Consider the following 23197-nt stretch of genomic DNA (forward strand, 5'->3'; position numbering starts at 1 on the left):
CTACGCAGCCGGGGCACTCCCCCGCGAACGGGTTTCGCGGCCGGTGGTGACGGCCAGCCGGTCCAGGTAGAGCAGTTGCGCGGCGACGGCGGCGGCCAGCATGAGCACGACGACGACCAGCGGGGTGGCGAGCCCGGCCGGGGCCGGTCCGCCGGCGAACTGGGACAGCGCCATCGCCTGGACGGCCGGGGCGGTGGCCAGGGCCGGATCCTGGACCGCCAGGAGGGGCCACAGCAGGTCCTGGGCGTTCACGAACGTGACGGCCAGCACCAGGATGCCCGCCATGGGCAGCGAGGGCAGCAGGACGCCGCTGAGGAAGTCGCGCTCGTTCGCGGCGGCCAGGCCCTTGCACAGCAGCGTCAGCACGAGCAGCGCGGGCACGCTGACGAGCAGCGGCGGGATCAGCGCGACGAACGTGTCGATGAGGCCGAGGCCGCGCAGGGTGTTCCAGTTGGCGATGCTGAGTGGGCCGTCGCCGACGAACAGCCACGGCGCGAACGGCAGCAGCAGCCACTCGCTGCCCCGGCCGAGCGGCCGCAGCCCGCCGATGCCGAGCGCGGCCAGGTACGCCACGCCGACCGACACCACGGCGCCCACCAGGGCGGGGACCCAGGTGTTGAGGTGCGTGCGCAGCCCCGGCGGCAGGCCGCGCTCCTCCCCGGGCTCGAACAGCGCCGCCACCCACGGCCAGGTCAGCCAGAGCGTCACGGCGGTGACGACGACCAGCGCCGCCACGCCCACGGCCACCGCCGCGGGCGACGCCCGCCGCTCCCCCGCCCCGGGCCCGGAAGCCTCGGCGCCGTACGGGAACGGGCCGCCACCGGGAGCGGAAGGCCCACCGGGGAAGCCGTCGCGGGGAGCTGAAGGCCCACCGGGGAAACCGCCGCCGGGCGCGGACGCGCCACCGCCCGGCGTGAAGAACCCGCCCCCGGCCGCGTGCCCTGCGGGGGCGGAGGCGCCCCCCTGGCCGGCGCCGGGTGCGTACCCGAAGGAGGGGACGTTCCCCGGCCCGCCGCCGGGCGCGTATCCGGCGGAGGGGGCGCTGCCCGGCCCGGTGCCAGGCGCGGGCCCGGCGGCCGCTGGGGTGTCCCCCGGGCGGGGGGCGGGTGCGTACGCGGAGGGCGGGACGGTGCTCGGGATCTTCCCGAGCCCGAGCCCCTGCCCGGCGGCGGCCGAGGCGGGGGTCAGGGGGCGGCGGGGGGTGAGGGTGATGCGCAGGCCGCTCGCGGCGGCGATGACGGCGGCGGCAACGCCCAGGACGCCGAGCAGGACGCCCAGGACGGTCGCGACGGAGGCGCCGAGGCCGAGCCGGATGGTCTTGAAGGCGAAGGTGTGCTGCAGCAGTGCGAGCGTCTGGGTCGAGTCGAGCGGCCCGCCCTGCGTGAGGGTGAGGCTCATCGTGAACGTCTGGAGCCCGGCGGCGACGGCGGCGAGCGCGACCAGGGCGCCGACGGCGAGCATCGAGCGGGTCACGGTCCCGCCGCGCAGCGCGGGCAGGAACGCCATCACGGCGAGCGCGCACACGACGCCGAACATGGCCGCCGCGAAGATCAGCCGGAAGGCCCCGGGGGCGGTGTCCGGCCGGGACAGCTCGCGGGCCACGGCGGTCAGGCCGCCGGTGCGCGGGTCGAGGCCGCGCAGCCAGGAGGCGGCCACGGCCGTCGGCGAGAACGTCACGAGGGCCAGCGACAGCGCGACGCGCCCGGCGCGCCGGGGCCAGGTGCCGGCCCGGTCCAGGGCGAGCGCCAGCAGCGGGGCGACCACGAGCGCCACGAGGAGCGGCATGAGCGTGATCGACAGGGTGAAGCCCAGGGCCGGCCAGAACGGGCCTTCGGCGTCGAGGACCGTGCCGTAGTTGTCCAGTCCGACGAACGTGCTGGGCCCGGTCAGCCCGCCCCTCTCGAAGCTGAAGGCGATCGTCTGCACGGTGGGCAGGACCAGCGTGATCAGCATGCCGATGACGGCGGGCATGAGGAGCAGCCAGCCCAGTGCGCGCGGCGGGGGTTCGGTGGCGGTGCGGGAGGTCACGACGCCCGACCTTACGCCGACTCGCGGCGGCGCGGCTACGCGACGGGCGAATGTCACAGCGCCCGCCGGCCCCCGCGCGGAGCGGGGGCGCGCGTCAGGCGTCGAGCTTCTCCATGACCTCGTCGGAGACGTCGAAGTTGGCGAAGACGTTCTGCACGTCGTCGCTGTCCTCCAGCGCCTCGATGAGGCGGAAGACCTTCTTGGCGCCCTCCTCGTCGAGGGGCACGCTCATCGTCGGCAGGAAGCTCGACTCGGCCGAGTCGTAGTCGATCCCGGCCTCCTGGAGCGCCTTGCGGACGGGGACGAGGTCACCTGCCTCGGAGACGACCTCGAAGGAGTCGCCGAGGTCGTTGACCTCCTCGGCGCCCGCCTCCAGCACGGCCATGAGGACGGTGTCCTCGTCGAGGCCGTTCTTGGGGACGAGCACGACGCCCTTGCGGTTGAACATGTAGGACACCGAGCCGGGGTCGGCCAGGGAGCCGCCGTTGCGGGTGAGCGCGACGCGCACCTCGGAGGCGGCGCGGTTGCGGTTGTCGGTGAGGCACTCGATGAGCACCGCGACGCCGCCGGGCGCGTAGCCCTCGTACATGATGGTCTGCCAGTCGGCGCCGCCCGCCTCCAGGCCGCCGCCGCGCTTGCGGGCCCGTTCGATGTTGTCGTTGGGCACCGAGTTCTTCTTCGCCTTGAAGATGGCGTCGAAGAGCGTCGGGTTGGCGTCCGGGTCAGGGCCGCCGGTCCTGGCCGCCACCTCGATGTTCTTGATGAGCTTGGCGAACAGCTTGCCGCGCTTGGCGTCGAGTGCGGCCTTCTTGTGCTTCGTCGTCGCCCATTTGGAGTGGCCGGACATCGGCTACTAGTCCCTCACTGTCGATACAACCATGTCTACGAAATACCGGTGCACGCGCGTGTCACCCGTGAGCTCCGGGTGGAACGAGGTCGCGAGCAGCGATCCTTGCCGGACCGCGACGATCCTATCCCCAGGCTCGGCCCTGCCCAGCACTGTGACGCCCGATCCGACGGATTCGACCCACGGCGCGCGGATGAAGATGGCGTGCACGGGCTCGCCCGCGAAGTCGAGATCGGCCTCGAAGGAGTCGACCTGGCGGCCGAAGGCGTTGCGGCGCACGACCATGTCGATGCCGCCGAACGTCTGCTGACCGGCGATGCCGTCCTCGATGCGGTCGGCCAGCATGATCATGCCGGCGCAGGAGCCGTAGGCGGGCATGCCGGACTTGATCCGCAGGCGCAGGGGTTCGAGCAGGTCGAAGGTGTCGGCGAGCTTCCAGATGGTGGTCGACTCGCCGCCGGGGATGACGAGCGCGTCGACGGCGTCGAGCTCGGCGGGCCGGCGCACGGTTGTGGCCGTCGCGCCCGCTTCCTGGAGCATGCGCACGTGCTCGCGCACGTCTCCTTGCAGGGCGAGTACACCGATCGAGGGCACGTTCTTCCTTCCGCCTGATGAGCCGACACCGCTTTCAACGTCACGGGCCCCGGACATCTTCCTACACGACGGCGGGGGCGAGCGCGCCGAGGTGGTGCCTGCGGGTGAACAGCACGGCCATGCCCACGCCGCAGCACAGCGCGCCGAGCAGGTACGGGACGGGCGTGCCGAGGTCCTCGCCGAGCTTGGTGGCGAGGTACGGGGCCAGGGCGCCGCCCATCCAGCGGACGAAGTTGTAGCCGGCGGAGGCGACGGGCCGGGGCGCGTCGGAGACCTCCATGGCCGATTCGGTGAAGACGGTGTTGCAGAGCCCGATCGGGACGCCGGTCAGCACGGTGAAGGCGACGATTCCGGCGTGCCGCCCGGCCGAGGCGGTGACGGCGATGCCGATCTGGCCCACGGCCAGCAGCGCGAGCGCCAGGTGGAGCACGCCGACCGGGCCGAGGCGGCGGCGCAGCGCGGGCGCGCCGAGCACCGAGGCGAGGGCGACGCAGACGCCCCAGCCGAAGAAGACGGCGCCGATGCCGTACGGGCTCATGCCGAGGATGAACGGGGTGAAGGCGAGCACGGTGAAGAAGGCGAAGTTGTAGAACAGCGCGGTGAAGGCGGTGGTGGACAGGCCGCCGTGGGCGAGGGCGCGCAGCGGGGCGCTCAGCCGGGTCCTGGTGGCGGGCGGCGGGGTGGCCTTGAGCAGGGTGAGGATGAGCAGGAACCCGGCGGCCATGAGGGTGGCGGTGCCGAAGAAGGGGGCGCGCCAGTTCCAGTCGCCGAGCAGCGCCCCGGCCAGCGGGCCGAGGGAGATGCCCAGGCCGAGCGCGGCCTCGTACAGGATGACGGCCGATTCGGCGCCGCCGGTGGCGGCGCCGACGATGACGGCCAGGGCGGTGGCGACGAACAGGGCGTTGCCCAGGCCCCAGCCGGCGCGGAAGCCGACGAGCTCGGCGACGCTGCCGGAGGTGCCGGCCAGGGCGGCGAACACGACGACGAGGGCGAGGCCGGCGAGCAGCGTGCGCTTGCCGCCGATGCGGCTGGAGACCCAGCCGGTGACGAGCATGGCGACGGCGGTCACCAGGAAGTAGCTGGTGAACAGCAGCGACACCTGGCTCGGGGTGGCGTCGAGGCCCTGGGCGATGGCGGGCAGGATGGGGTCGACCAGCCCGATGCCCATGAAGGCGACGACCGCGGCGAACGCGGTGGCCCACACGGACATCGGCTGGCGGAGGATTCCGCCTGACAAATGATGCTCCTTACCGATTTTTCCTGCCGAACTTCGCGAGCACCGGGAGGGCGGCGGCGAGCGTGTCGCGTTCGTCGCCGGTGAGCTCGGCCAGCTCCTCCGCGATGGCGGCGATCCTGGCGCGGCGCACGGCGAGCAGGCGCTCGCGGCCCTCGCCGGTGAGCTCGACGGTCCTGACGCGGGCGTCGGCCGGGTCGGCGCCCCGGGCCACGAGACCGGCCTCCTCCAGCCGGTTGATCTGCACGCTCATGGTCGGCAGCTGCACGGCGTGCTCCTCGGCCAGCTCCGTCATGCGGCGCGGGCCGGGCTCCAGCGAGCCGAGCACGGCGTACTGCTGGCTGGTGACCGGCTGGCCCGCGGCGCTGCGCCGCAGGAGCAGCACCAGGTGGCGCAGCACGGTGGAGACCTGTTCGGCGAGCGCGAGTTCGGCGTCCTTCATACTTAGCTAGTCTAAGTTAGCTAAGCTAAGTATGACAAACGAAAGAAGGCGGCACGGAGGCCGCCTTCTTCTCCTTACGGGCGTTCGGTCTCCAGGCGGACCGTCTCCTCGGCGGTCATCGTGCGGCTGCGCAGCGCCGGGTCGAGCGGGCGCAGGTAGGTCTGCTGCACGCCGGGCACCCGGTCCTCGACCACGTACGTGGCCCGCGTGTACGCCTCCGCGCCGGCCTCGCGCACCTGCGGGAGCACCTTGAAGTCGGCGGTGAGCAGGTCGCGCTCGATGCGCGTCAGCACGTAGCCGCGCTGGTTGTTGTAGAACTTCAGGTGCGGGTTGATCTTCAGGAACGGGTGCGCCGCCGGGTCGGAGTCGGCGCCGTCGCCGCCCGTGGAGATCGAGCTGGCCACCAGCTCGGAGCCGACCGACGGGCCGGTCGGGTCGTCGTAGTCGAGCTTGAGGTCGCTGGCCCAGTGCGCGTGCACGTCGCCGGTCAGCACCACCGGGTTGCGCACCCCGGCGTCGATCCAGCCCTGGGTGATGCGCCGGCGCGAGGCCACGTAGCCGTCCCAGGCGTCCTGGCTGGTGATCTTGGCGGGTCCGGCGTTGTTGTCACGCTGGGCGAAGAACACCTGCTGGCCGAGGATGTCCCACTGGGCGCGCGAGTGGCGGAAGCCGTCGAGCAGCCACGCCTCCTGCTCGGCCCCGGTGATCGAGCGGGCCGGGTCGACGGCGGCCGGGCAGTCGCGGTAGCCGTCGCCGCAGCCCTGGTCGTCGCGGTACTGGCGGGTGTCGAGCATGTGGAAGGTGGCCATCCGGCCCCACCGGACGCGCCGGTAGAGCTGCATGTCGATGCCGCGCGGCACGGACCTGCGGCGCAGCGGCATGTTCTCGTAGTAGGCGCGGAAGGCGGCCTCGCGCCGGGACAGGAAGCCCGGCTGCGGGATCTCCGGCTTCTCCGGCACCTCGTCGGCCCAGTTGTTGTCCAGCTCGTGGTCGTCCCACACGACCAGCCACGGCGAGGCGGCGTGCGCGGCCTGCAGGTCGGGGTCGGCCTTGTACTGGGCGTGCCGCTGCCGGTAGCCGGCCAGCGTCTCGGTCTCGGGGCCCTCGTGGTGGCGCACGTTGCCGCCGGGGCTGTTGTACGTCTCCCGCTTGTACTCGTACTGGTAGTCGCCCAGGTGCAGGACGATGTCGGGGCGGTCCTCGGCCATGCGGCGGTAGGAGGTGAAGTAGCCGTGCTCGTACTGGGCGCAGGAGGCGAACGCCATCGTGAGCGCGCCGCCGTACGACAGCGGGTGCGGCGCGGTCAGCGCCCGGCCGACGGGCGAGACGTACGGGCCGACGCGGAAGCGGTACCAGTATTCGCGGCCGGAGCTGAGGTGGCCCACCTCGACGTGCACGCTGTGCCCCCATTCGGGCGCGGCCACGGCCACGCCGGCGCGCACGAGGCGGCGGCAGCGCTCGTCGGCGTACACCTGCCACAGCACCGGGAAGGGGCGGTTCGGCATGCCGCCCATGCCGTCCTCGGCCAGCGGCTCCTGGGCGAGCCGGGTCCACAGCACGAAGCCGTCGTGGTCGGGGTCGCCCGAGGCGACGCCGAGCGTGAAGGGGTCGGTGCGCAGGCCGCGGGAGGCGAGGGACTGGGCGGACTCGGCGGCGGGGTCGGGCACGGGATCGGGCTGGGCGTGGGCGGCGCCGGCGGGAACGGCCGCCGCGGCGCCCGCCGCCAGTCCGGTGACGAGGAAGTGCCGTCGGTTGAGCTCGGGCATGGCTGCTCCTTGAGACGATCAAGGCCGGGGACGAGCGTAGCCTGACTCAGGATCATGACTCATGAGTGAACGCCATGCGACACGTAAAAGGCGACATCCTTCGCGGATGCCGCCTTTTACGGAAGTTTTCGCCTTACCAGCCGCGCTCGGCGAGCCGGTGCGGCTGCGGGATCTCGTCCACGTTGATGCCGACCATGGCCTCGCCCAGACCGCGCGACACCTTGGCGATGACGTCCGGGTCGTCGTAGAAGGTGGTCGCCTTGACGATCGCCGCGGCGCGCTTTGCCGGGTCGCCCGACTTGAAGATGCCCGAGCCGACGAACACGCCCTCGGCGCCGAGCTGCATCATCATCGCGGCGTCGGCCGGGGTGGCGATGCCGCCCGCGGTGAACAGCACGACCGGCAGCTTGCCCGTCCTGGCCACCTCGGCGACCAGCTCGTACGGGGCCTGCAGTTCCTTGGCCGCCACGTACAGCTCGTCCTCGGGCAGCGAGGTCAGCCGCTTGATCTCGGCGCGGATCGTGCGCATGTGGGTGACGGCGTTGGACACGTCGCCGGTGCCGGCCTCGCCCTTGGAGCGGATCATGGCCGCGCCCTCGGTGATGCGGCGCAGCGCCTCGCCCAGGTTGGTCGCGCCGCACACGAACGGCACGGTGAACTGCCACTTGTCGATGTGGTTGGCGTAGTCGGCCGGGGTGAGCACCTCGGACTCGTCGACGTAGTCGACGCCCAGCGCCTGGAGCACGCGGGCCTCGACGAAGTGGCCGATGCGGGCCTTGGCCATGACGGGGATCGACACGGCGGCGATGATGCCGTCGATCATGTCGGGGTCGCTCATCCGCGAGACGCCACCCTGCGCGCGGATGTCGGCGGGCACCCGCTCCAGGGCCATGACGGCGACCGCTCCGGCGTCCTCGGCGATCTTGGCCTGCTCAGGGGTGACGACGTCCATGATGACGCCGCCCTTGAGCATCTCGGCCATGCCGCGCTTCACACGGGCGGTGCCGGTCTCGGGGCCGGCGGTCTTCTGGGCTTCGGGCGTGCTGCTGGACACGGTCATCCTCACGAGGCTCTGGGGGGCAACGGTAAGTTATCAAACCCATGGTAGGTCCTGATGTGGCACTTCCCCGCCTGCCACGATGTCAGCTTCGGCGGGGAGTTTTGTACGTCAAGGAGTCACAGGCTTGCGGCTGGCGAGCGCCACCCAGACCTGCCCGGGCGCGAAGTTCATCGGCTCGCCGCTCTGAGTGGTGAACGTCGTGCCGCCGTCCTCCGATTCCCGCTCCCACTTCGCCTTGTACGCCTTGCCGTCCCGCAGCACGATCGCCGAGCCCTTGCCGGTGGTGTGCACCAGCGGCGTGTAGCTCTGGTTGCTGTCGTGGAACTGCGAGCGCTCGGTCTTGGTGTACTGGATGACGATCGTCGGGGCGCCGAGCTGGCCGCCCTCGGCCGCCATGTCCTTCTTGCCGTCCTGCCAGATCAGCCACTGCTTCTTGGCCTCCGACCAGGCGAAGGTGAAGCGGGCCGCGGGCCACCTGACCGTGTAGGACTTGCGCTCGACGCCGCCCTCGGCGGGCGGGTCGCCGAAGGTGAAGCCGACGTCCTTGGCCTTGCTCGCCTTCGGCGCGGCGGCCAGCAGCTTCTTGGTGTGGGCGAACAGGTTGTAGGGGGCGAAGCGGCCGGGCTGGCGGAAGTACGCGCCGGGCACCCGGCTGTCGGAGACGTCGAACAGCGACGCCTCGGCGATGAACGGCAGCATCTTGGTCTGCGCGCCCGAGTAGGAGAACGCGGGCTTGCCGAACATGGGCGCGATGTGCAGGTCGGAGATGCGGGCGCTGCGGACCGGGCCGACCTTGGCCGGGATCTTCGACGAGAAGATCGCCATGAGCCGCGTCAGGCCCGCCTCGACCTGCTCGATGTAGACGATGTCCGCGCTCTTGAGCCCCATCTGGGGCTTGCCCGCGGCAGTGTTCTCGATCTTGACGGCGACCACCGGCTTGGCCCCGCCCGTCATCGGCAGGCCCGTGAACGGGTGCAGGTTCTCCGGCGTCGGCTCCTCGACCGGCGCCTGCGACGTGGCGGCCTGCGGCACGTTTCCGGGCGCGGGCTCCTCCGACGAGCAGGCCGCCAGCGGGAGAAGGACGGCCGCTCCGGCCAGCGTCACCGTGATCATCCGGGGTAGCCGCACCTGAAATCTCCTCCGCTCTTGCCTGAAACGGAAGGAAGCTTACCGGTCTACCCAAAATCGGGTCATTCAGTTGCCATGGCTGCCGGCGGATCGTCGTCGATCTCGAAGAAGTCGGGGTACTCGGTGTGCCCTGCCAGGCGCAGCGTGCGCGCCAGCCAGCGGCGCTGCGCCGTGCGCGTCACCCCGACCGCGTTGTTGTAGAAGCGGCGCGAGTAGACGACCTTGGCCACGGCCGCGTCGAGCTCCTCCAGCAGGTCCTCGCCGCCGGGAGCCTCGGCCAGCTTCTCCCGGAAGCGCTCCTGGTCGACCGCCGCCCGCAGCGCCCGCGACAGGTCGCTCTCGGCGTGCTCGCGCTCCTCCGGCCCGGCCGTCCTGGCCTCGTGCGCCGCCGCCGCCAGCACCAGCGACGTCGCCGGGTCGAGCAGCCGCGAGCCGGCCAGCTCCAGCACCACCGCCCGCCGCCGCGTCAGCGCCGCCTCCAGCGCCTCGCGGGCCAGCTCCAGCCGGATGTGCAGCCGGTCCAGGCGGCCCGCCCGCCAGGAGATGTAGACCGCCGTGAGCACCACGACGATGCCCACGATCAGCACGATCATGGTGGATGTCACAGGTCTTCCTCCACCCGGCCCGCCCCGCCGGCCGTCACCGTCTCGTACACCCGCACCACGTCACGCGCCACCGTCGACCAGTCGTACTTCATGACCGCGACCAGCGCCTCCTCCGCCAGCTTGGCCCGCCGCTCCGGCGCGTCGAGCAGCGCGGCCGCCTCCCGCGCGAGCGAGGCCGCGTCGCCGTTGGCGAAGAGCGCGCCCGCCTGCCCCTCGCCCAGCACCCGCCGGAACGCCGGGATGTCGCTGGCCAGCACCGTCGCCCCGGAGGCCATCGCCTCGGCCAGCACGATCCCGAAGCTCTCCCCGCGCGTGTTGGGCGCGCAGAACACGTCGACCGAATGGTAGGCGCGGATCTTGTCGGCCTCGCTCACCATGCCCAGCACCGTCACCCGGTCGCGGAACGCCTTCGGCACCTTGTCGTAGACGTCCTTGGCGTCGCCCGGCCCGGCGATCAGCAGCTTCAGCTCCGGCCGCTCGGCCGCCAGCAGCTTGAACGCCTCCAGCAGGATCGGCAGCCCCTTGCGCTCCTCGTCCATCCGCCCCAGGAAGCCGATCGTCGCCCCGTCGGGCCCCCACCCGTCGAGCGGCTCCGCCTCGGTGTAGCGGCCCACGGTCACCCCGTTGGGGATCAGCACCGTGTCGCCGCCGAACTGCTCCACCAGGCTCTTGCGGGCCGCGTCGGAGACCGCGATGCGCCCGCTCAGCTTCTCCAGCGCGCTGCGCAGCAGCGGCTCGGCCACCGCGATCGCCCGCGAGCGGGTGAAGGACGCGTGGAACGTCGCCACGATCGGCCCCCTGGCCGCCCAGCAGGCCAGCACGCCCAGGCTGGGGATCAGCGGCTCGTGGATGTGCAGCACGTCGAAGCCGCCGGTGCGCACCCAGCGCCGCACCCGCGCCGCCGAGATGAACCCGAACGACATCCGCGCCACCGACCCGTTGTAGGGCACCGGCACCGCCCGGCCCGCGCCCGTCACGTACGGCGGGAGCTCGTCGTCGTCACTGGCCGGCGCGATCACCGACACCTCGTGCCCCTGCGCCATCAGCGCCTGCGCCAGGTCGTCGACGTGCTGCTTGACCCCGCCGGGCACGTCCCACGAATACGGGCACACGATCCCGACCCTCATGGCCGCAGGTCCTCCAGCCAGAGCCGCTGCAGCATGTGCCAGTCCTCCGGATGCTCGGCGATGCCCTTCTCGAACACCGCGGCCAGGCTCTGCGCCACCGCCGCCACCTTCTCCTTGCGGCTGCCCTCGGCCGGGACCGGGATCTCCTCGTGGATGTGGATGCGCCAGTCGTCGCCCTCGAACGACAGGATCGCCGGCAGCAGCGCCGCGCCCGTCTGCACCGCCAGCAGCGGCGGCCCGGCCGGCATCTTCGTCGTCGCGCCGAAGAACTCCACCTCGACGCCGCTCTTGGTCAGGTCGCGCTCGGCCGGCAGGCACACCACGCCGCCCTTGCGCACCCGGGTCGCCAGCGTGCCGAAGTTGTGGCCGTCGCCGCCGGTGAGCGGCAGCACCTCCATGCCCAGGCCCTCGCGGAAGCGCACGTAACGGCGGAACAGCGACTCCGGCCGCAGCCGCTCGGCGACCGTGGTGAACGGGTGGCCGACCGCCACCAGCCAGGCGCCCGCCTGGTCCCAGTTGCCCATGTGCGGCAGCGCCAGCACCACGCCGCGCCCGGCCGCCACCGTGTCGTGCACGTGCTCGGCGCCGACCGTGTGGCTGCGCCGCACGATCTCCTCCGTCGTCATCGACGGCAGCCGGAAGATCTCGTGGAAGTAGCGGAAATAGGAGCGCATCCCGGCCCGGGTCAGCTCCCGCAGCTCCGCGCTGCCGGGCGCGAGCCCGGTCACCCTGGCCAGGTTGGACTCCAGCCGGCGCACCGACCGGCCGCCCCTGGCCCACACCCGGTCCGCCAGGAACCGGAACACCGCCGCCGTGGGCCGCTCGGGCAGCAGCGGGACCACGGTCCAGCCTGCCGCGAACCCCGCGGCCACGACTCGATCGGTGAAAGACGGCTTGCCGCTCATCGCTCCCTCGTCTGCCGGTAGACGTGAACCACGCGCTGTACCACGGTGACGGCACTGGCCGCCGCGAGCAACCACATGCCGGCCTCCAGGACGTAGGGCACCCCCAGCCCGGAGAAGCAGGTCGCCACCAGCGCGACCACGAGCCGCTCCGGCCGCTCGGCCAGCCCCACGTCGCAGGTCAGCCCGAGGCCCTCGGCCCGCGCCTTCGCATAGGACACCAGCGCCCCCGCCACCAGGCAGAACAGCGTCACCGCCGCCATCAGCGCGTCGCCCGTGGAGATGAAGTAGAGGATCAGCCCGGCGAAGATCGCCGCGTCGGCGACCCGGTCGAGCGTGGAGTCGAGGAAGGCCCCCCAGGTGCTGCCCCCTCCCCCGCCCAGCCGCGCCACCACGCCGTCGAGCAGGTCGAACAGCACGAACACGGTGATCACCAGAGCGCCCGCGGTGAGCAGGCCCAGGGGGAAGAACAGCAGGGCGGACACGACAGTGCCGAGGGTGCCGATCGCCGTGACGGCGTCGGGGCCGATCCCGCGGCGGACCAGGGCCCTGCCCAGCGGGGTGAGTATCCGGGTCATGGCCGGGCGCAGGAGTTTCAGCATCGCGCTGTCGATCGTAGGCCATCCTGAGGGCGGCGACTTTCTTTGCCCTGTCCCCCTTGTGATATTCGCCACAGGGGTATTTGGTGAACACACCGCGTCCATGCGGTTGCCAGAACCCCTCCGCGCGGGCGCGGCGTTGGCACGCACCGACGACGCGGGAGGCGAAGTGGCGGACAAGAACGCGAACGCGGCCATGGGAGCCGCGGGCAGGGCACCAGCGGCCGACAAGGCGGACGCGATACGCAATGTCGTCCTGGTCGGCCACTCCGGATCGGGCAAGACGACCCTCGTCGAGCAGCTCCTGGCCGCCACCGGCACCATCCAGCGGGCCGGCCGCGTGGAGGACGGCAACACCGTCAGCGACTTCGACGAGGTCGAGGTGCGCCAGCAGCGCTCGGTCAACCTGGCCCTGGCCCCGCTGACGCACAACGGCATCAAGATCAACCTGCTCGACACCCCCGGCTACGCCGACTTCGTCGGCGACCTGCGCGCCGGGCTGCGGGCCGCCGACGCCGCGCTGTTCGTCGTGTCGGCCTGCGACGGCGTCGACGGGCTCACCCAGATGCTGTGGGAGGAGTGCTCGCGCGTCGGCATGCCCAGGGCCGTCGTCATCACCAAGATCGACCACCAGCGGGCCGACTTCGACGAGGTGCTCGCCACCTGCCAGGACGTCTTCGGCGACGGCGTCGCCCCCCTCTACCTGCCCGTGATCACCAACGGGCGCGTCAACGGCCTGATCGGGCTGCTGACGCAGAAGTTCTACAACTACGCCACCGGCTCGCGCACCGAGAACGCCCCCGGCCCCGAGTACGAGACCCGCATCGAGGAGTACCGCGGCCCGCTGATCGAGGGCATCATCCAGGAGAGCGAGGACGAGTCGCTCATGGAGCGCTACCTGGAGGGCGACCCGATCGACACCGGCGTGCTCGTCGACGACCTGGAGAAGGCCGTCGCCCGCGGCAGCTTCTACCCCGTGCTCTGCACCGGGCTCGGCGTCGGCGCCCAGGAGCTGCTGGAGCTCATCACGCAGGGCTTCCCCTCCCCGCTCGAACACCCGATGCCCGAGATCACCACGCTCGACGGCAAGCCCGTCACCGGCATCGCCTGCGACCCCGACGGCCCCCTGGTCGCCGAGGTCGTCAAGACCACCAGCGACCCGTACGTGGGCCGCATCAGCCTGGTGCGCGTCTTCTCCGGCACGCTGCGCCCCGACATGACCGTGCACGTCTCCGGGCACGGCCTGGCCGAGCGCGGCCACGAGGACCACGACGTCGACGAGCGCATCGGCACCCTGACCTGCCCGCTCGGCAAGCAGCAGCGCCCCGCGGCCAAGGGCATGGCGGGCGACATCGTGGCCGTGGCCAAGCTGTCGCGCGCCGAGACCGGCGACACCCTGTCGGAGGTCGACCGGCCGCTGCTGATGACCTCCTGGGCGATGCCCGAGCCGCTGCTGCCGGTCGCCATCCGCGCCAAGTCCAAGGCCGACGAGGACAAGCTCGCCCAGGCCCTGGGCCGCCTGGTCGCCGAGGACCCGACGCTGCGCCTGGAGAACAACGCCGAGACCCGCCAGCTCGTGCTGTGGTGCATGGGCGAGGCGCACACCGACGTGCTGCTCGACCGCCTGGCCAGGCGGCACGGCGTCGAGGTCGAGCGGATCGAGCTGCGGGTGCCGCTGCGCGAGACGTTCGGCGGGCGCTGCCAGGCGATGGGGCGCAACGTCAAGCAGACCGGCGGCCACGGCCAGTACGCGATCTGCCACCTGGAGGTCGAGCCGCTGCCGTCCGGGGGCGGGTTCGAGTTCGTCGACAAGATCGTCGGCGGTGTGGTGCCGCGCCAGTTCATCCCGTCGGTCGAGAAGGGCGTGCGGGCCCAGATGGAGCGCGGCGTCGTGGCCGGCTACCCGATGGTGGACGTGCGCGTCACCCTGTACGACGGCAAGGCGCACTCGGTCGACTCCTCCGACATGGCCTTCCAGATCGCCGGCCAGCTCGCGCTCAAGGAGGCGGCGGCCAAGGTGCCCACGCTGCTGCTGGAGCCGGTCGACGAGCTGTCGGTGCTGGTCGCCGACGACTACGTGGGCCCGGTGATGTCGGACCTGTCGTCGCGGCGCGGCCGGGTGCTCGGCACCGAGCCCGTCGGCACCGGCCGCACCCTGGTCAAGGCCGAGGTGCCCGAGCTGGAGATCACCCGTTACGCGATCGACCTGCGCTCGATGTCGCACGGCACGGGCACCTTCCAGCGCACGTTCCTGCGCTACGAGCCGCTGCCGTCGCACCTGGCCGACAAGGTGGCGGCCGCCGACTGACCGGCGTCCCGGGAGGGCGCACGGCCCTCCCGGGAACCACCTGCCCCGGGGATAACAGAAGTGTCACGGCCCGATTTCGTTTTTCCGGTCAGAGCACGTCAGCGGGGATGCCACACTGGTGGGCACTATGCGAACCGGACGCCCCCTCCTAGCCGCAGCCGCCCTCGCAGTCGTCGCCACCGGAGCCGCCTACACCTTCGGGCCAGGCGCCGTGGCCGACCAGGGCAAGGCCAAGGCCCAGAAGAAGCCGGCCGCCGACACCGTCGTGACGGCCGCGTGCACGCCCGACGCCCGCCACCCCAAGCGCCAGCTGCGCGGCGTGTGGATCGCCACCGTGCAGAACATCGACTGGCCCTCCCGCACCGGCCTGTCCGCCGAGCGGCAGAAGGCCGAGTACGTCAAGCTGCTCGACGCCGCCGCCAAGCGCAAGTTCAACGCGGTGTTCGTGCAGGTGCGGCCCGCCTCCGACGCGCTGTACAAGTCGTCGATCGAGCCGTGGACGCGCTTCCTGACGGGCACCGCGGGCAAGGACCCGGGCTGGGACCCGCTGCCGTGGCTCATCGAGGAGTCGCACAAGCGGGGCATGGAGTTCCACGCCTGGTTCAACCCGTACCGGGCCTCCTACGACGCCGACATGTCCAAGCTGCCGGCGAGCCACCCGGCCAAGCGCCACCCCGGCTGGACCGTCAAGTACGGCGACCGCCTCTACTACAACCCCGGCCTGCCGCAGGTCCGCGAGCACGTGACCAAGGTCGTCACCGACGTGGTCAAGCGCTACGACGTCGACGGGGTCCACTTCGACGACTACTTCTACCCGTACCCGGGTGAGGGCGGGACGTTCGACGATGCCGCCGCCTTTACAAAGTATGGCAAGGGCAAGAAGCTCGCCGACTGGCGGCGGCAGAACGTCAACAAGCTCATCGCCCAGGTCGACGAGGCCGTGCACGCGACCAAGCAGCACGTGAAGTTCGGCGTCAGCCCGTTCGGCATCTGGCGCAACAAGTCCGACGACCCGAGCGGGTCGGCGACGGGCGGCATGTCCGCCTACGACTCGATCTTCGCCGACGCCCGCGCCTGGATCAAGGCGGGCACCGTCGACTACGTGATGCCGCAGCTCTACTGGTCGCGCGGCCACAAGACGGCCGGCTACAAGGCGCTGGCGCCGTGGTGGGCCGACGCCGTCGAGGGCAGCGGCGTGCACCTGTACATCGGCCAGGCCCTCTACCGGGTCGGCGCCCGCGACGAGGCCGCCTGGACCAAGCCCGGCGAGCTGTCGGCGCACCTGACGCTCAACCGCCGGCATGAGCAGATCAGGGGCGACGTCTACTTCAGCGCCAAGCAGCTGCTCACCAACCCGCTCGGCGCGATCGACCAGGTCGCCAAGACGCACTACCGCCGCCCGGCGCTGCTGCCCCTGATGAAGGAGCGCGGCGGCCAGGCGCCCGCCAAGCCCGCCGGGGTCAAGGCCGCGGGCACGGCCGTCACCTGGACGGCCTCGCCCGGGGCGCGCTCCTACGCCGTCTACCGGGTGCCGAAGTCGGGCGACGACTGCCACACCACCGACGCCCGCAACCTGGTCGCGGTCGTCAACGGCCCGTCGTTCACCGCCCCTTCGGCCGGCACCTACCTGGTGACCTCGCTCGACCGCCTGCACAACGAGAGCAAGGCCGTCAAGGTCAAGGTCGACCCCGTCTAGCCCCGGGGATCAGACCCAGGCGTCGGCCAGCATCTGGCGGGTGTCGCGCAGCAGCTGCGGCAGCACCTTGGTCTGGGCCACGACCGGCATGAAGTTGGTGTCGCCGCCCCACCGGGGCACCACGTGCTGGTGCAGGTGGGCGGCGATGCCGGCGCCCGCCACGTGGCCCAGGTTCATGCCGACGTTGAAGCCCTGCGCGCCGCTGGCCGCGCGCAGGGCGCGCAGCGAGCGCTGGGTGAAGTCGCCGAGCTCGGTCAGCTCCGCCGCGCCGAGGTCGGCGTAGTCGGAGACGTGACGGTACGGCACGACCATGAGATGGCCGGAGTTGTACGGGTAGAGGTTGAGCACGGCGTAGACCGTCTCGCCCCTGGCGACGATCAGGCCCTCCTCGTCGCTCATCTTGGGGATCGCGTCGAAGGGGCAGCCGTCGCCGGGCCCCTCCCCCGTCGGCTTGTTCTCGCCCTTGATGTAGGCCATGCGATGCGGGGTCCACAGACGCTGGAAGTTGTCGGGCGCCCCGGCCCCTGCCTGATCGTGCATACGTAGCAGCATAGGGCCACGACTTGGCGGACAAACGAGGCGTACATCCGGCACAATCCAGACACGCCGTCTAGGAGGCAGCCATGAGCGAAGCCATCGCCGAGCACGCCGACCCTCCCGCACCCGCCGAGGCCGCCGGCCCCGTCCAGCCGCCCGCCGCGCCCGTCGTCAAGGGCCGCATCACGGTGGCGGACGAGGTGGTGGAGAAGGTGGCCGCGCTGGCGGCGCAGGAGGTGGCGGGCGTCGCCGACATGGGCGGCGACCTCGCCCGCGCCTTCGAGTCCGTACGCGACCGCGTCGGCATCGGGTCGCGGCGCGGCAACCAGGGCGTGAGCGCGGAGATCCACGACCGGCAGGTGGCGATCGACCTGACGATCGTGGTCGAGTACGGCCACGTGGTGATGGAGGTCGCCGCCGAGGTCAAGGCGAACGTGGCGCGGAGCGTGAGCCGGATGCTGGGCATGCGCGTCATGGAGGTCAACGTGACCGTGGACGACGTCCGCCTGCCGGGCGAGGGCCGCGCGGCGCCAGACCCCGCCGGCGACGAGCCGTTCTGACCGCGCGCCGGGAGGCCCGGCCGGCTCAGGAGGTGTCGCGGATCCGGTCGGCCAGGTCGACGACGGCGCCGATCAGCTCCGGCCCGGTCAGCAGGGCCGGATCGTTGTGGCCGGCCCCGGGGACCTCGACGACGGTGACCGGCCCGCCCGCCGCCCCGGCGACCGCCCTGCTCTGCTCCGGCGGCACGATCGTGTCGGCGCTGCCGTACACGACCACGACCGGCGCCCGCACGCCGGCCAGGAGCCCGCTGACCGGGAAGCTGTCGCGCAGCAGCGCCCGCACCGGCAGGAACGGGTAGCTGACCTGCCCGGCCGCCGCCAGGTCGGTGAACGGCGAGCGCAGCACCATCCCGGCGGGCGGCCGGACGGTGGCCAGCCGGGTGGTCACGGCCGCCCCCAGGCTCTCCCCGAAGTAGATCACCGGCCCGTCGCCGGCGAACTCGCGCGCCGCCAGCGCGTCACGCAGCAGCCCCTCCTCGTCGGGGCTGCCCGGGTTGCCGCCGTAGCCCCGGTAGTCCATGAGCAGCACCGGCAGACCGTGCGCGGCCAGCGCCCTGGCCAGCGGCGCCCGGTGCAGCCGGTTGCCCGCGTTGCCGCCCGCGACGAGCACGGTCACCGGGTGGTCGCCGGGCACGTGCCAGGCGCCCAGCCGCAGCCCGTCGCCGGTGGTCAGCACGACGTCACGGGCGCCCGGCACGACCTGCCCGGCCGGCGGCACCGGGCCGCGGTCGGGCAGGTAGACCAGCTTCCGCTGGAACAGCCAGAGCAGCCCGGTGAGCAGCGCGAGCACGGCCAGGACGACAAGGGCTCCGAGGGCGACGCGCACGGGCCCAGTTCACCACAGGCCGGGGCCTCACTTCACGCGGGTCATGTCCGACTGGTAGCCGCCCCCGCCCGGGTACACCCAGGCGCCGGTGACGGTGTCGCCGTCGGCGGAGAACGTGCCCCGGTAGTAGGCGGGCGAGCCCTTCTCCAGGCCCCAGATGGTGAGCGTGTCGCCCTCCAGCTCATAGACGTAGTCGAGGGTGTTGCCGTTGCTGTCGTAGTAGCGGGACTTGATGTCCTCGCTCGGCTTGTCGGCGCCGAACGGGCGTTCGCGGCCGATCATCTCCACGCCCTTGACCGGCTGGCCCTCCTGGACCAGGTCGACGTCCTGGACGAGGAAGAAGCCGCCGTCGAGCCAGCGGTAGGTGACGGTGCCCTCCGCGCCACCGGTCACGTGCCAGGTGCCGACGAGCCGGTCAAGGGCCTTGAGCTGCATGTCTTCAGTCATGCCCGTATGACGGCGCGGCGCGGGAAAAGGAATCGGTCCGGCGGGAGAAATTTCTCAGAGGGTGGCGGGCAGGCCGAAGGCGGCGAACACCTCCGGGCCGAACGTGATGATCTCGGCGATCCGCCCGTCCTCCACCCGCAGCACGTCGAGGTTGACCGCGGTGAAGACGGTCTCGCCGGGCCGCCGCACGTAGTTGGCGGCGGCGGGCTGCCGGTTCGCCGTCGCCGCCAGCGCGCGCCACTCGCCCCACGCCTCGGGTCCTTCGAGGACCGGGGCCCACAGGCCGAGGATCGCGGCGCGGCCGTCGTACAGGCGGGTCGCGGGCGGCATCGTCTGGCGGGCGTCCTCGCGCAGCAGCTCGGCCAGCGCGGTGAGGTCGCCCGTCTCCGAGGCGCGCATGTAGCGGCGCAGCACCGCCCGCTCCTCGGCGCTCGGCTCGGTGGCGGGACCCCATTCGGCGCGCCGCTCGGGCAGGTGGGTGCGCAGCGTCGCGCGGGCGCGCTGCAACGCGCTCTTGACCGCGGCCACGCTCAGCTCCAGCGCCTGCGCGGTCTCCTCGGCCGGCCAGCCGGCCACGTCACGCAGGATGAGCACCGCCCGCTGGCGCGGCGGCAGGTGCTGGATGGCCGCCAGGTAGGCCAGTTCGATCGTCTCGCGGGCGACGGCGAGCGCGTCGGGCTCGCCCTCCCCCGGCCCGGCCAGGTCGAGCATCCGGTCCGGGTACGGCTGCAGCCACGGCACCTCGGCGGGCGTGCCGCCCATCGTGACCACGACCTCGCGGGAGCGCGCCGGGCCGGACAGCGCGTCGAGGCAGACGTTCGTGGCGATGCGGTAGAGCCACGCCCGCAGCGACGAGCGGCCCTCGAACGTGTCGCGCCTGCGCCACGCCTTCAGCAGCGCCTCCTGCACCATGTCCTCGGCGTCGGCGTAGGAGCCGAGCATGCGATAGCAGTGCACCTGGAGCTCGTGCCGGTGGCGCTCGGCCAGCCGCGCGAACGCCGCCTGGTCACCCGCCGCGATCGCCTTGGCCGTCTCGTCCATGCTCGTGCCTCCTCCGCTCCGCGGGCCATCGTACGTTCTAGGGTGGGCTCATGGAGCAGCTGGAACCCATGCCCGGCGACTGGCGGCGCGCCCTCGCCGTGGTCGCGCACCCCGACGACCTGGAGTACGGCTGCGCGGCGGCCGTGGCGACGTGGACCGGCGAAGGCCGGGAGGTCTCCTACCTGGTGGCCACCAGGGGCGAGGCGGGCATCGACACGCTACCTCCGGCCGAGGCCGCCCCGCTGCGCGAGCGCGAGGAGCGGACCGGCGCCGCCGTCGTCGGCGTGACGTCCGTGGAGTTCCTCGACCACCCCGACTAGGTGATCGAGTACGGGGTCGCGCTGCGCCGCGACATCACCGCGGCCATCCGCAGGCACCGGCCCGAGCTGCTCATCACGCTCAACTTCGCCGACACCTGGGGCGGCACCGCCTGGAACACCCCCGACCACCGGGCCGTCGGCCGGGCCGCGCTCGACGCCGCCGGCGACGCGGGCAACCGGTGGATCTTCCCCGACATCGAGGCCGAGCCCTGGGACGGCGTGCGCTGGGTCGCCGTGGCCGGCGACGACGACCCCACTCACGCGGTCGACGTCACCGCGGGCCTCGAGGCGGGCGTCCGGTCGCTGGCCGAGCACCGCGCCTACATCGAGGCCCTCACCGACCAGCCGCCGCAGGACTACGCCCGCTCGCTCGTCGAGGGGTTCGCCGCCGAGACGGCCGGGCGGTTCGGTGGCCGCCCGGCGATCCCGTTCAGGCTCTTCAGCCGCTGACCGGTCGGCCGCCGGCCAGCGGCCGATCAGCGGCTGGTCAGACCTGGACGCGACTCTCGACCGCGTTGACGATCTCGGCGATCGCCTCGTCCACCGCCACGCCGTTCTTCTGCTCCCCGCTGCGGTAGCGGAACGACACCGCGCCGTTGGCGATGTCGTCGTCGCCCGCGAGCAGCATGTACGGGACCTTCGACTTCTGCGCGTTGCGGATCTTCTTCTGCATGCGGTCGTCGGAGGCGTCGATGTCGACCCGGACGCCGCGCTCGCGCAGCTTCTTGGCCACGTCCTGAAGGTAGGGGACGTGCGCGTCGGCGATCGGGATGCCCACGACCTGGACCGGCGCCAGCCACGGGGGGAAGGCGCCCGCGTAGTGCTCGGTGAGCACGCCGAGGAAGCGCTCGACGGAGCCGAACAGCGCCCGGTGGATCATGACCGGGGTCTGGCGGCTGCCGTCGGCGGCCTGGTATTCGAGGCCGAACCGCTTGGGCTGGTTGAGGTCGAGCTGAATGGTGGACAGCTGCCAGGTGCGGCCGATGGCGTCCTTGGCCTGCACGGAGATCTTCGGCCCGTAGAAGGCGGCACCGCCCGGGTCGTCCTTGAGCGTCAGCCCCGACTCGGTCGCCACCTGGCGCAGCGCCTCGGTGGCCTCCTCCCACTCGGCGGGGTCGCCGATGAACTTCTCGGAGTCGTCACGGGTGGACAGCTCCAGGTAGAAGTCGGACAGGCCGAAGTCGCGCAGCACGCTCAGCACGAACCGCAGCAGCGACTTGATCTCGTCGGCCATCTGCTCGCGGGTGGTGTAGATGTGCGCGTCGTCCTGCGTCATGCCGCGCACCCGGGTCAGGCCGTGGACCACGCCGGACTTCTCGTAGCGGTAGACGGAGCCGAACTCGCACAGCCGCAGCGGCAGGTCGCGGTAGGAGCGCCCACGCGCCCGGAAGATCAGGTTGTGCATCGGGCAGTTCATCGGCTTGACCCGGTATTCGACGCCCTCCAGCTCGAAGGCCGGGAACATGTCGTCGGCATACCACGGCAGGTGGCCGGAGGTCTCGAACAGCGACGACTTGGTGATGTGCGGCGTGTTGACGAACTCGTAGCCCGCCTCGGCCTGCCGCGCCCGCATGTAGTCTTCCATCTCCTTGCGGATGATCCCGCCCTTGGGATGGAAGATCGGCAGCCCGCTGCCCAGCTCCGGCGGGAAGCTGAACAGGTCGAGCTCGGCGCCGAGCTTGCGGTGGTCGCGCTTCTCGGCCTCCTCCAGCAGCTTGAGGTATTCGTCCTGCTTGTCGCGGGACTCCCAGGCGGTGCCGTAGATGCGCTGGAGCTGCGGGTTCTTCTCGCTGCCGCGCCAGTAGGCGCCGCCGGAGCGCATGAGCTTGAAAGCCGGGATGGACCGGGTCGACGGCACGTGCGGGCCGCGGCACAGGTCCTTCCAGTGGAGCTCGCCGGTCTTGGCGTCGAGGTTGTCGTAGATGGTCAGCTGACCGGCGCCGACCTCGACGGCCTCCTCGTCGGCCGCGCCGCCCTTGAGGCCGATGAGCTCCAGCTTGTAGGGCTCGTCGGCGAGCTCCTCGCGCGCCTCGTCGTCGGTGACGGGGCGGCGGGAGAACACCTGGCCCTGCTTGACGATCTCGCGCATGCGCTTCTCGACGCGCTTGAGGTCGTCGGGCTGGAACGCCTGGTCGACGTCGAAGTCGTAGTAGAAGCCGTTGTCGACCGGCGGGCCGATGCCCAGCTTGGCCTCGGGGAACAGCTCCTGCACCGCCTGGGCCATCACGTGGGCGGTGGAGTGCCGGATGATCGCCCGGCCTTCCTCGCTGGACGCCTCGACGGGCTCGACCACGTCGCCGTCGGCCAGCGGGTGGGCCAGGTCGCGCGCCTCGCCGTTGACGCGCGCCGCGACGACGGCGCGCCCGTCGGCCTCCAGGGCCTCGCCGGCCGTCGTGCCGGCCGCGACCACACGCTCGGCTCCGGCGAGGGTGATGCGTAGCTCGGCTGACACGGTGACTCCCTGGGATAGCACGCGGATCGGTGGTTTCCGATGCTATCGCGGGTCGTACCCCAGCCTGGTCAGCTCCCGGCGGGTGCCCTCGAACACGTTGCGGTCGATCGGGCTGTTGGCGTGCTGGTGGATGGTCCACTCGCGCCACGGTCTCGGCACGGCCGGCCTGCCGCGCGGATGGTGCGGGCTGGCGATCCACAGCGGGTATTCGGCCAGGCCGGCGCAGTTGCCCGCGCCGGCGAACGACTGGAAGGTGTAGATGAACGGGCGCACCCCCGCCTGCCGCTCGACCGCCCGGCACCAGCGGCGGGCGTAGCGGGCGACCTCGTCCGGCTTGAGCCCGTCGCCCGTCTCCAGGTCGAGCGCGAGCAGGTCGCCGCGGCGCAGCCCGCCCGCCTGCCGGATCGTGCCCAGGAAGTGGCGCGCGTGCTGCTCCGGGTCGCCCTTGGGCCGGCCGAAGTGGTAGGCGCCGCAGACGATCCAGTTCTCCCGCATGCCGTCCCAGTTGCGGGCGAACCACCGGTCCGTCCAGTCTCCTCCCTCGGTGGCCTTGGCGAAGGCGAACGCCACTCCGGACCGGGCGTGGTCAGCCCAGTCGACGGAGCCCTGCCAGTTGGACACGTCGATGCCATGCAGCAAGCGCTTCACCTTTGCGGAGTCTAGGCAGGCGCCCGCCGC

The 23197-nt window shown here is 72.1% G+C and carries 23 protein-coding genes; 5 read left to right on the top strand and 18 right to left on the bottom strand.

The genetic code is table 11. The annotated features are described in order from the left end of the window. The 12 genes from ACBI99_RS29840 to pgsA form a co-directional block, all read right to left on the bottom strand. Positions 1-2028: a carbohydrate ABC transporter permease gene (locus tag ACBI99_RS29840; protein ID WP_375074021.1), complete on the bottom strand. Its 2028-nt coding sequence runs from the start codon at positions 2026-2028 to the stop codon at positions 1-3. Between the two features lie 94 nt (positions 2029-2122). Next, positions 2123-2875 (bottom strand): YebC/PmpR family DNA-binding transcriptional regulator, encoded by a 753-nt coding sequence (locus ACBI99_RS29845; protein WP_219502167.1) that lies wholly within the window; start codon positions 2873-2875, stop codon positions 2123-2125. Positions 2876-2881: 6 nt separating this feature from the next. Beyond that, complete coding sequence (pdxT, locus tag ACBI99_RS29850; RefSeq protein WP_375074022.1) at positions 2882-3526, bottom strand: pyridoxal 5'-phosphate synthase glutaminase subunit PdxT; 645 nt, start codon at positions 3524-3526, stop codon at positions 2882-2884. A 4-nt stretch (positions 3527-3530) separates the two neighbouring features. After that, complete coding sequence (locus ACBI99_RS29855; protein ID WP_375074023.1) at positions 3531-4706, bottom strand: MFS transporter; 1176 nt, start codon at positions 4704-4706, stop codon at positions 3531-3533. 10 nt (positions 4707-4716) lie between these two features. Beyond that, complete coding sequence (locus tag ACBI99_RS29860; protein ID WP_375074024.1) at positions 4717-5145, bottom strand: MarR family winged helix-turn-helix transcriptional regulator; 429 nt, start codon at positions 5143-5145, stop codon at positions 4717-4719. A 74-nt stretch (positions 5146-5219) separates the two neighbouring features. Then, the gene (locus ACBI99_RS29865; RefSeq protein ID WP_357587485.1) at positions 5220-6911 is read right to left on the bottom strand and encodes an alkaline phosphatase D family protein; all 1692 of its coding nucleotides are present in this window, start codon (positions 6909-6911) and stop codon (positions 5220-5222) included. A 133-nt stretch (positions 6912-7044) separates the two neighbouring features. Further along, complete coding sequence (gene pdxS / locus ACBI99_RS29870; RefSeq protein ID WP_219502163.1) at positions 7045-7971, bottom strand: pyridoxal 5'-phosphate synthase lyase subunit PdxS; 927 nt, start codon at positions 7969-7971, stop codon at positions 7045-7047. A gap of 108 nt (positions 7972-8079) precedes the next feature. Then, complete coding sequence (locus ACBI99_RS29875) at positions 8080-9099, bottom strand: DUF3048 domain-containing protein (RefSeq protein ID WP_357587487.1); 1020 nt, start codon at positions 9097-9099, stop codon at positions 8080-8082. 62 nt (positions 9100-9161) lie between these two features. Next, the gene (locus tag ACBI99_RS29880) at positions 9162-9704 is read right to left on the bottom strand and encodes a hypothetical protein (protein WP_308125656.1); all 543 of its coding nucleotides are present in this window, start codon (positions 9702-9704) and stop codon (positions 9162-9164) included. Beyond that, positions 9701-10831 carry a glycosyltransferase family 4 protein gene (locus tag ACBI99_RS29885; RefSeq protein ID WP_219502161.1) on the bottom strand — a complete coding sequence of 377 codons (1131 nt, stop codon included), beginning with the start codon at positions 10829-10831 and terminating at the stop codon, positions 9701-9703. Before ACBI99_RS29885 ends, ACBI99_RS29880 begins: the two co-directional genes overlap by 4 nt. Next, positions 10828-11736, bottom strand: a complete 909-nt coding sequence (locus tag ACBI99_RS29890; protein ID WP_219502159.1) for a phosphatidylinositol mannoside acyltransferase — start codon at positions 11734-11736, stop codon at positions 10828-10830. Before ACBI99_RS29890 ends, ACBI99_RS29885 begins: the two co-directional genes overlap by 4 nt. Further along, positions 11733-12335 carry a phosphatidylinositol phosphate synthase gene (gene pgsA, locus ACBI99_RS29895; RefSeq protein ID WP_219502156.1) on the bottom strand — a complete coding sequence of 201 codons (603 nt, stop codon included), beginning with the start codon at positions 12333-12335 and terminating at the stop codon, positions 11733-11735. Before pgsA ends, ACBI99_RS29890 begins: the two co-directional genes overlap by 4 nt. Positions 12336-12501: 166 nt before the next feature. Here pgsA and ACBI99_RS29900 point away from each other — a divergent pair, with 166 nt between their 5' ends. Together ACBI99_RS29900 and ACBI99_RS29905 are read left to right on the top strand one after the other, a co-directional pair. Continuing rightward, positions 12502-14640, top strand: coding sequence for an elongation factor G-like protein EF-G2 (locus ACBI99_RS29900; RefSeq protein ID WP_219502154.1), 2139 nt, complete (start codon positions 12502-12504; stop codon positions 14638-14640). Between the two features lie 127 nt (positions 14641-14767). Beyond that, positions 14768-16336: a family 10 glycosylhydrolase gene (locus tag ACBI99_RS29905; protein WP_357587491.1), complete on the top strand. Its 1569-nt coding sequence runs from the start codon at positions 14768-14770 to the stop codon at positions 16334-16336. Between the two features lie 9 nt (positions 16337-16345). On the opposite strand, the gene ACBI99_RS29910 is transcribed toward ACBI99_RS29905, so the two are convergent. Next, positions 16346-16876 carry an HIT domain-containing protein gene (locus tag ACBI99_RS29910; protein ID WP_246644316.1) on the bottom strand — a complete coding sequence of 177 codons (531 nt, stop codon included), beginning with the start codon at positions 16874-16876 and terminating at the stop codon, positions 16346-16348. A gap of 83 nt (positions 16877-16959) precedes the next feature. On the opposite strand from ACBI99_RS29910, the gene ACBI99_RS29915 reads away from it, so the two are divergent. Continuing rightward, entirely contained in the window at positions 16960-17433 is a 474-nt protein-coding gene (locus ACBI99_RS29915) for an Asp23/Gls24 family envelope stress response protein (protein ID WP_219502147.1), read from the top strand. A 25-nt stretch (positions 17434-17458) separates the two neighbouring features. Here the strand turns inward: ACBI99_RS29915 and ACBI99_RS29920 are convergent, their stop codons facing one another. From ACBI99_RS29920 to ACBI99_RS29930, 3 genes are read right to left on the bottom strand one after another with little or no spacing between them, the layout of a single operon-like run. Further along, entirely contained in the window at positions 17459-18259 is an 801-nt protein-coding gene (locus tag ACBI99_RS29920) for an alpha/beta hydrolase (RefSeq protein WP_375074025.1), read from the bottom strand. 27 nt (positions 18260-18286) lie between these two features. Continuing rightward, the gene (locus tag ACBI99_RS29925; protein WP_219502145.1) at positions 18287-18706 is read right to left on the bottom strand and encodes a DUF1579 domain-containing protein; all 420 of its coding nucleotides are present in this window, start codon (positions 18704-18706) and stop codon (positions 18287-18289) included. Positions 18707-18760: 54 nt separating this feature from the next. After that, a complete protein-coding gene (locus ACBI99_RS29930; RefSeq protein WP_219502143.1) occupies positions 18761-19747 on the bottom strand; it encodes an RNA polymerase subunit sigma-70 in 987 nt (328 codons plus the stop codon). 50 nt (positions 19748-19797) lie between these two features. On the opposite strand from ACBI99_RS29930, the gene ACBI99_RS29935 reads away from it, so the two are divergent. Both ACBI99_RS29935 and ACBI99_RS29940 read left to right on the top strand, forming a co-directional pair. Further along, positions 19798-20067, top strand: coding sequence for a PIG-L deacetylase family protein (locus ACBI99_RS29935; protein ID WP_375074026.1), 270 nt, complete (start codon positions 19798-19800; stop codon positions 20065-20067). Next, entirely contained in the window at positions 20068-20517 is a 450-nt protein-coding gene (locus tag ACBI99_RS29940; protein WP_375074027.1) for a PIG-L deacetylase family protein, read from the top strand. A gap of 37 nt (positions 20518-20554) precedes the next feature. On the opposite strand, the gene thrS is transcribed toward ACBI99_RS29940, so the two are convergent. Further along, the gene (gene thrS, locus ACBI99_RS29945) at positions 20555-22519 is read right to left on the bottom strand and encodes a threonine--tRNA ligase (protein ID WP_375074028.1); all 1965 of its coding nucleotides are present in this window, start codon (positions 22517-22519) and stop codon (positions 20555-20557) included. 42 nt (positions 22520-22561) lie between these two features. Next, the gene (locus tag ACBI99_RS29950; RefSeq protein ID WP_219502137.1) at positions 22562-23167 is read right to left on the bottom strand and encodes a GH25 family lysozyme; all 606 of its coding nucleotides are present in this window, start codon (positions 23165-23167) and stop codon (positions 22562-22564) included. Positions 23168-23197 lie beyond the last annotated feature (30 nt).

This window comes from Nonomuraea sp. ATR24, from assembly GCF_041950485.1.
GTDB classification, from domain to species: Bacteria; Actinomycetota; Actinomycetes; order Streptosporangiales; family Streptosporangiaceae; genus Nonomuraea; species Nonomuraea ceibae.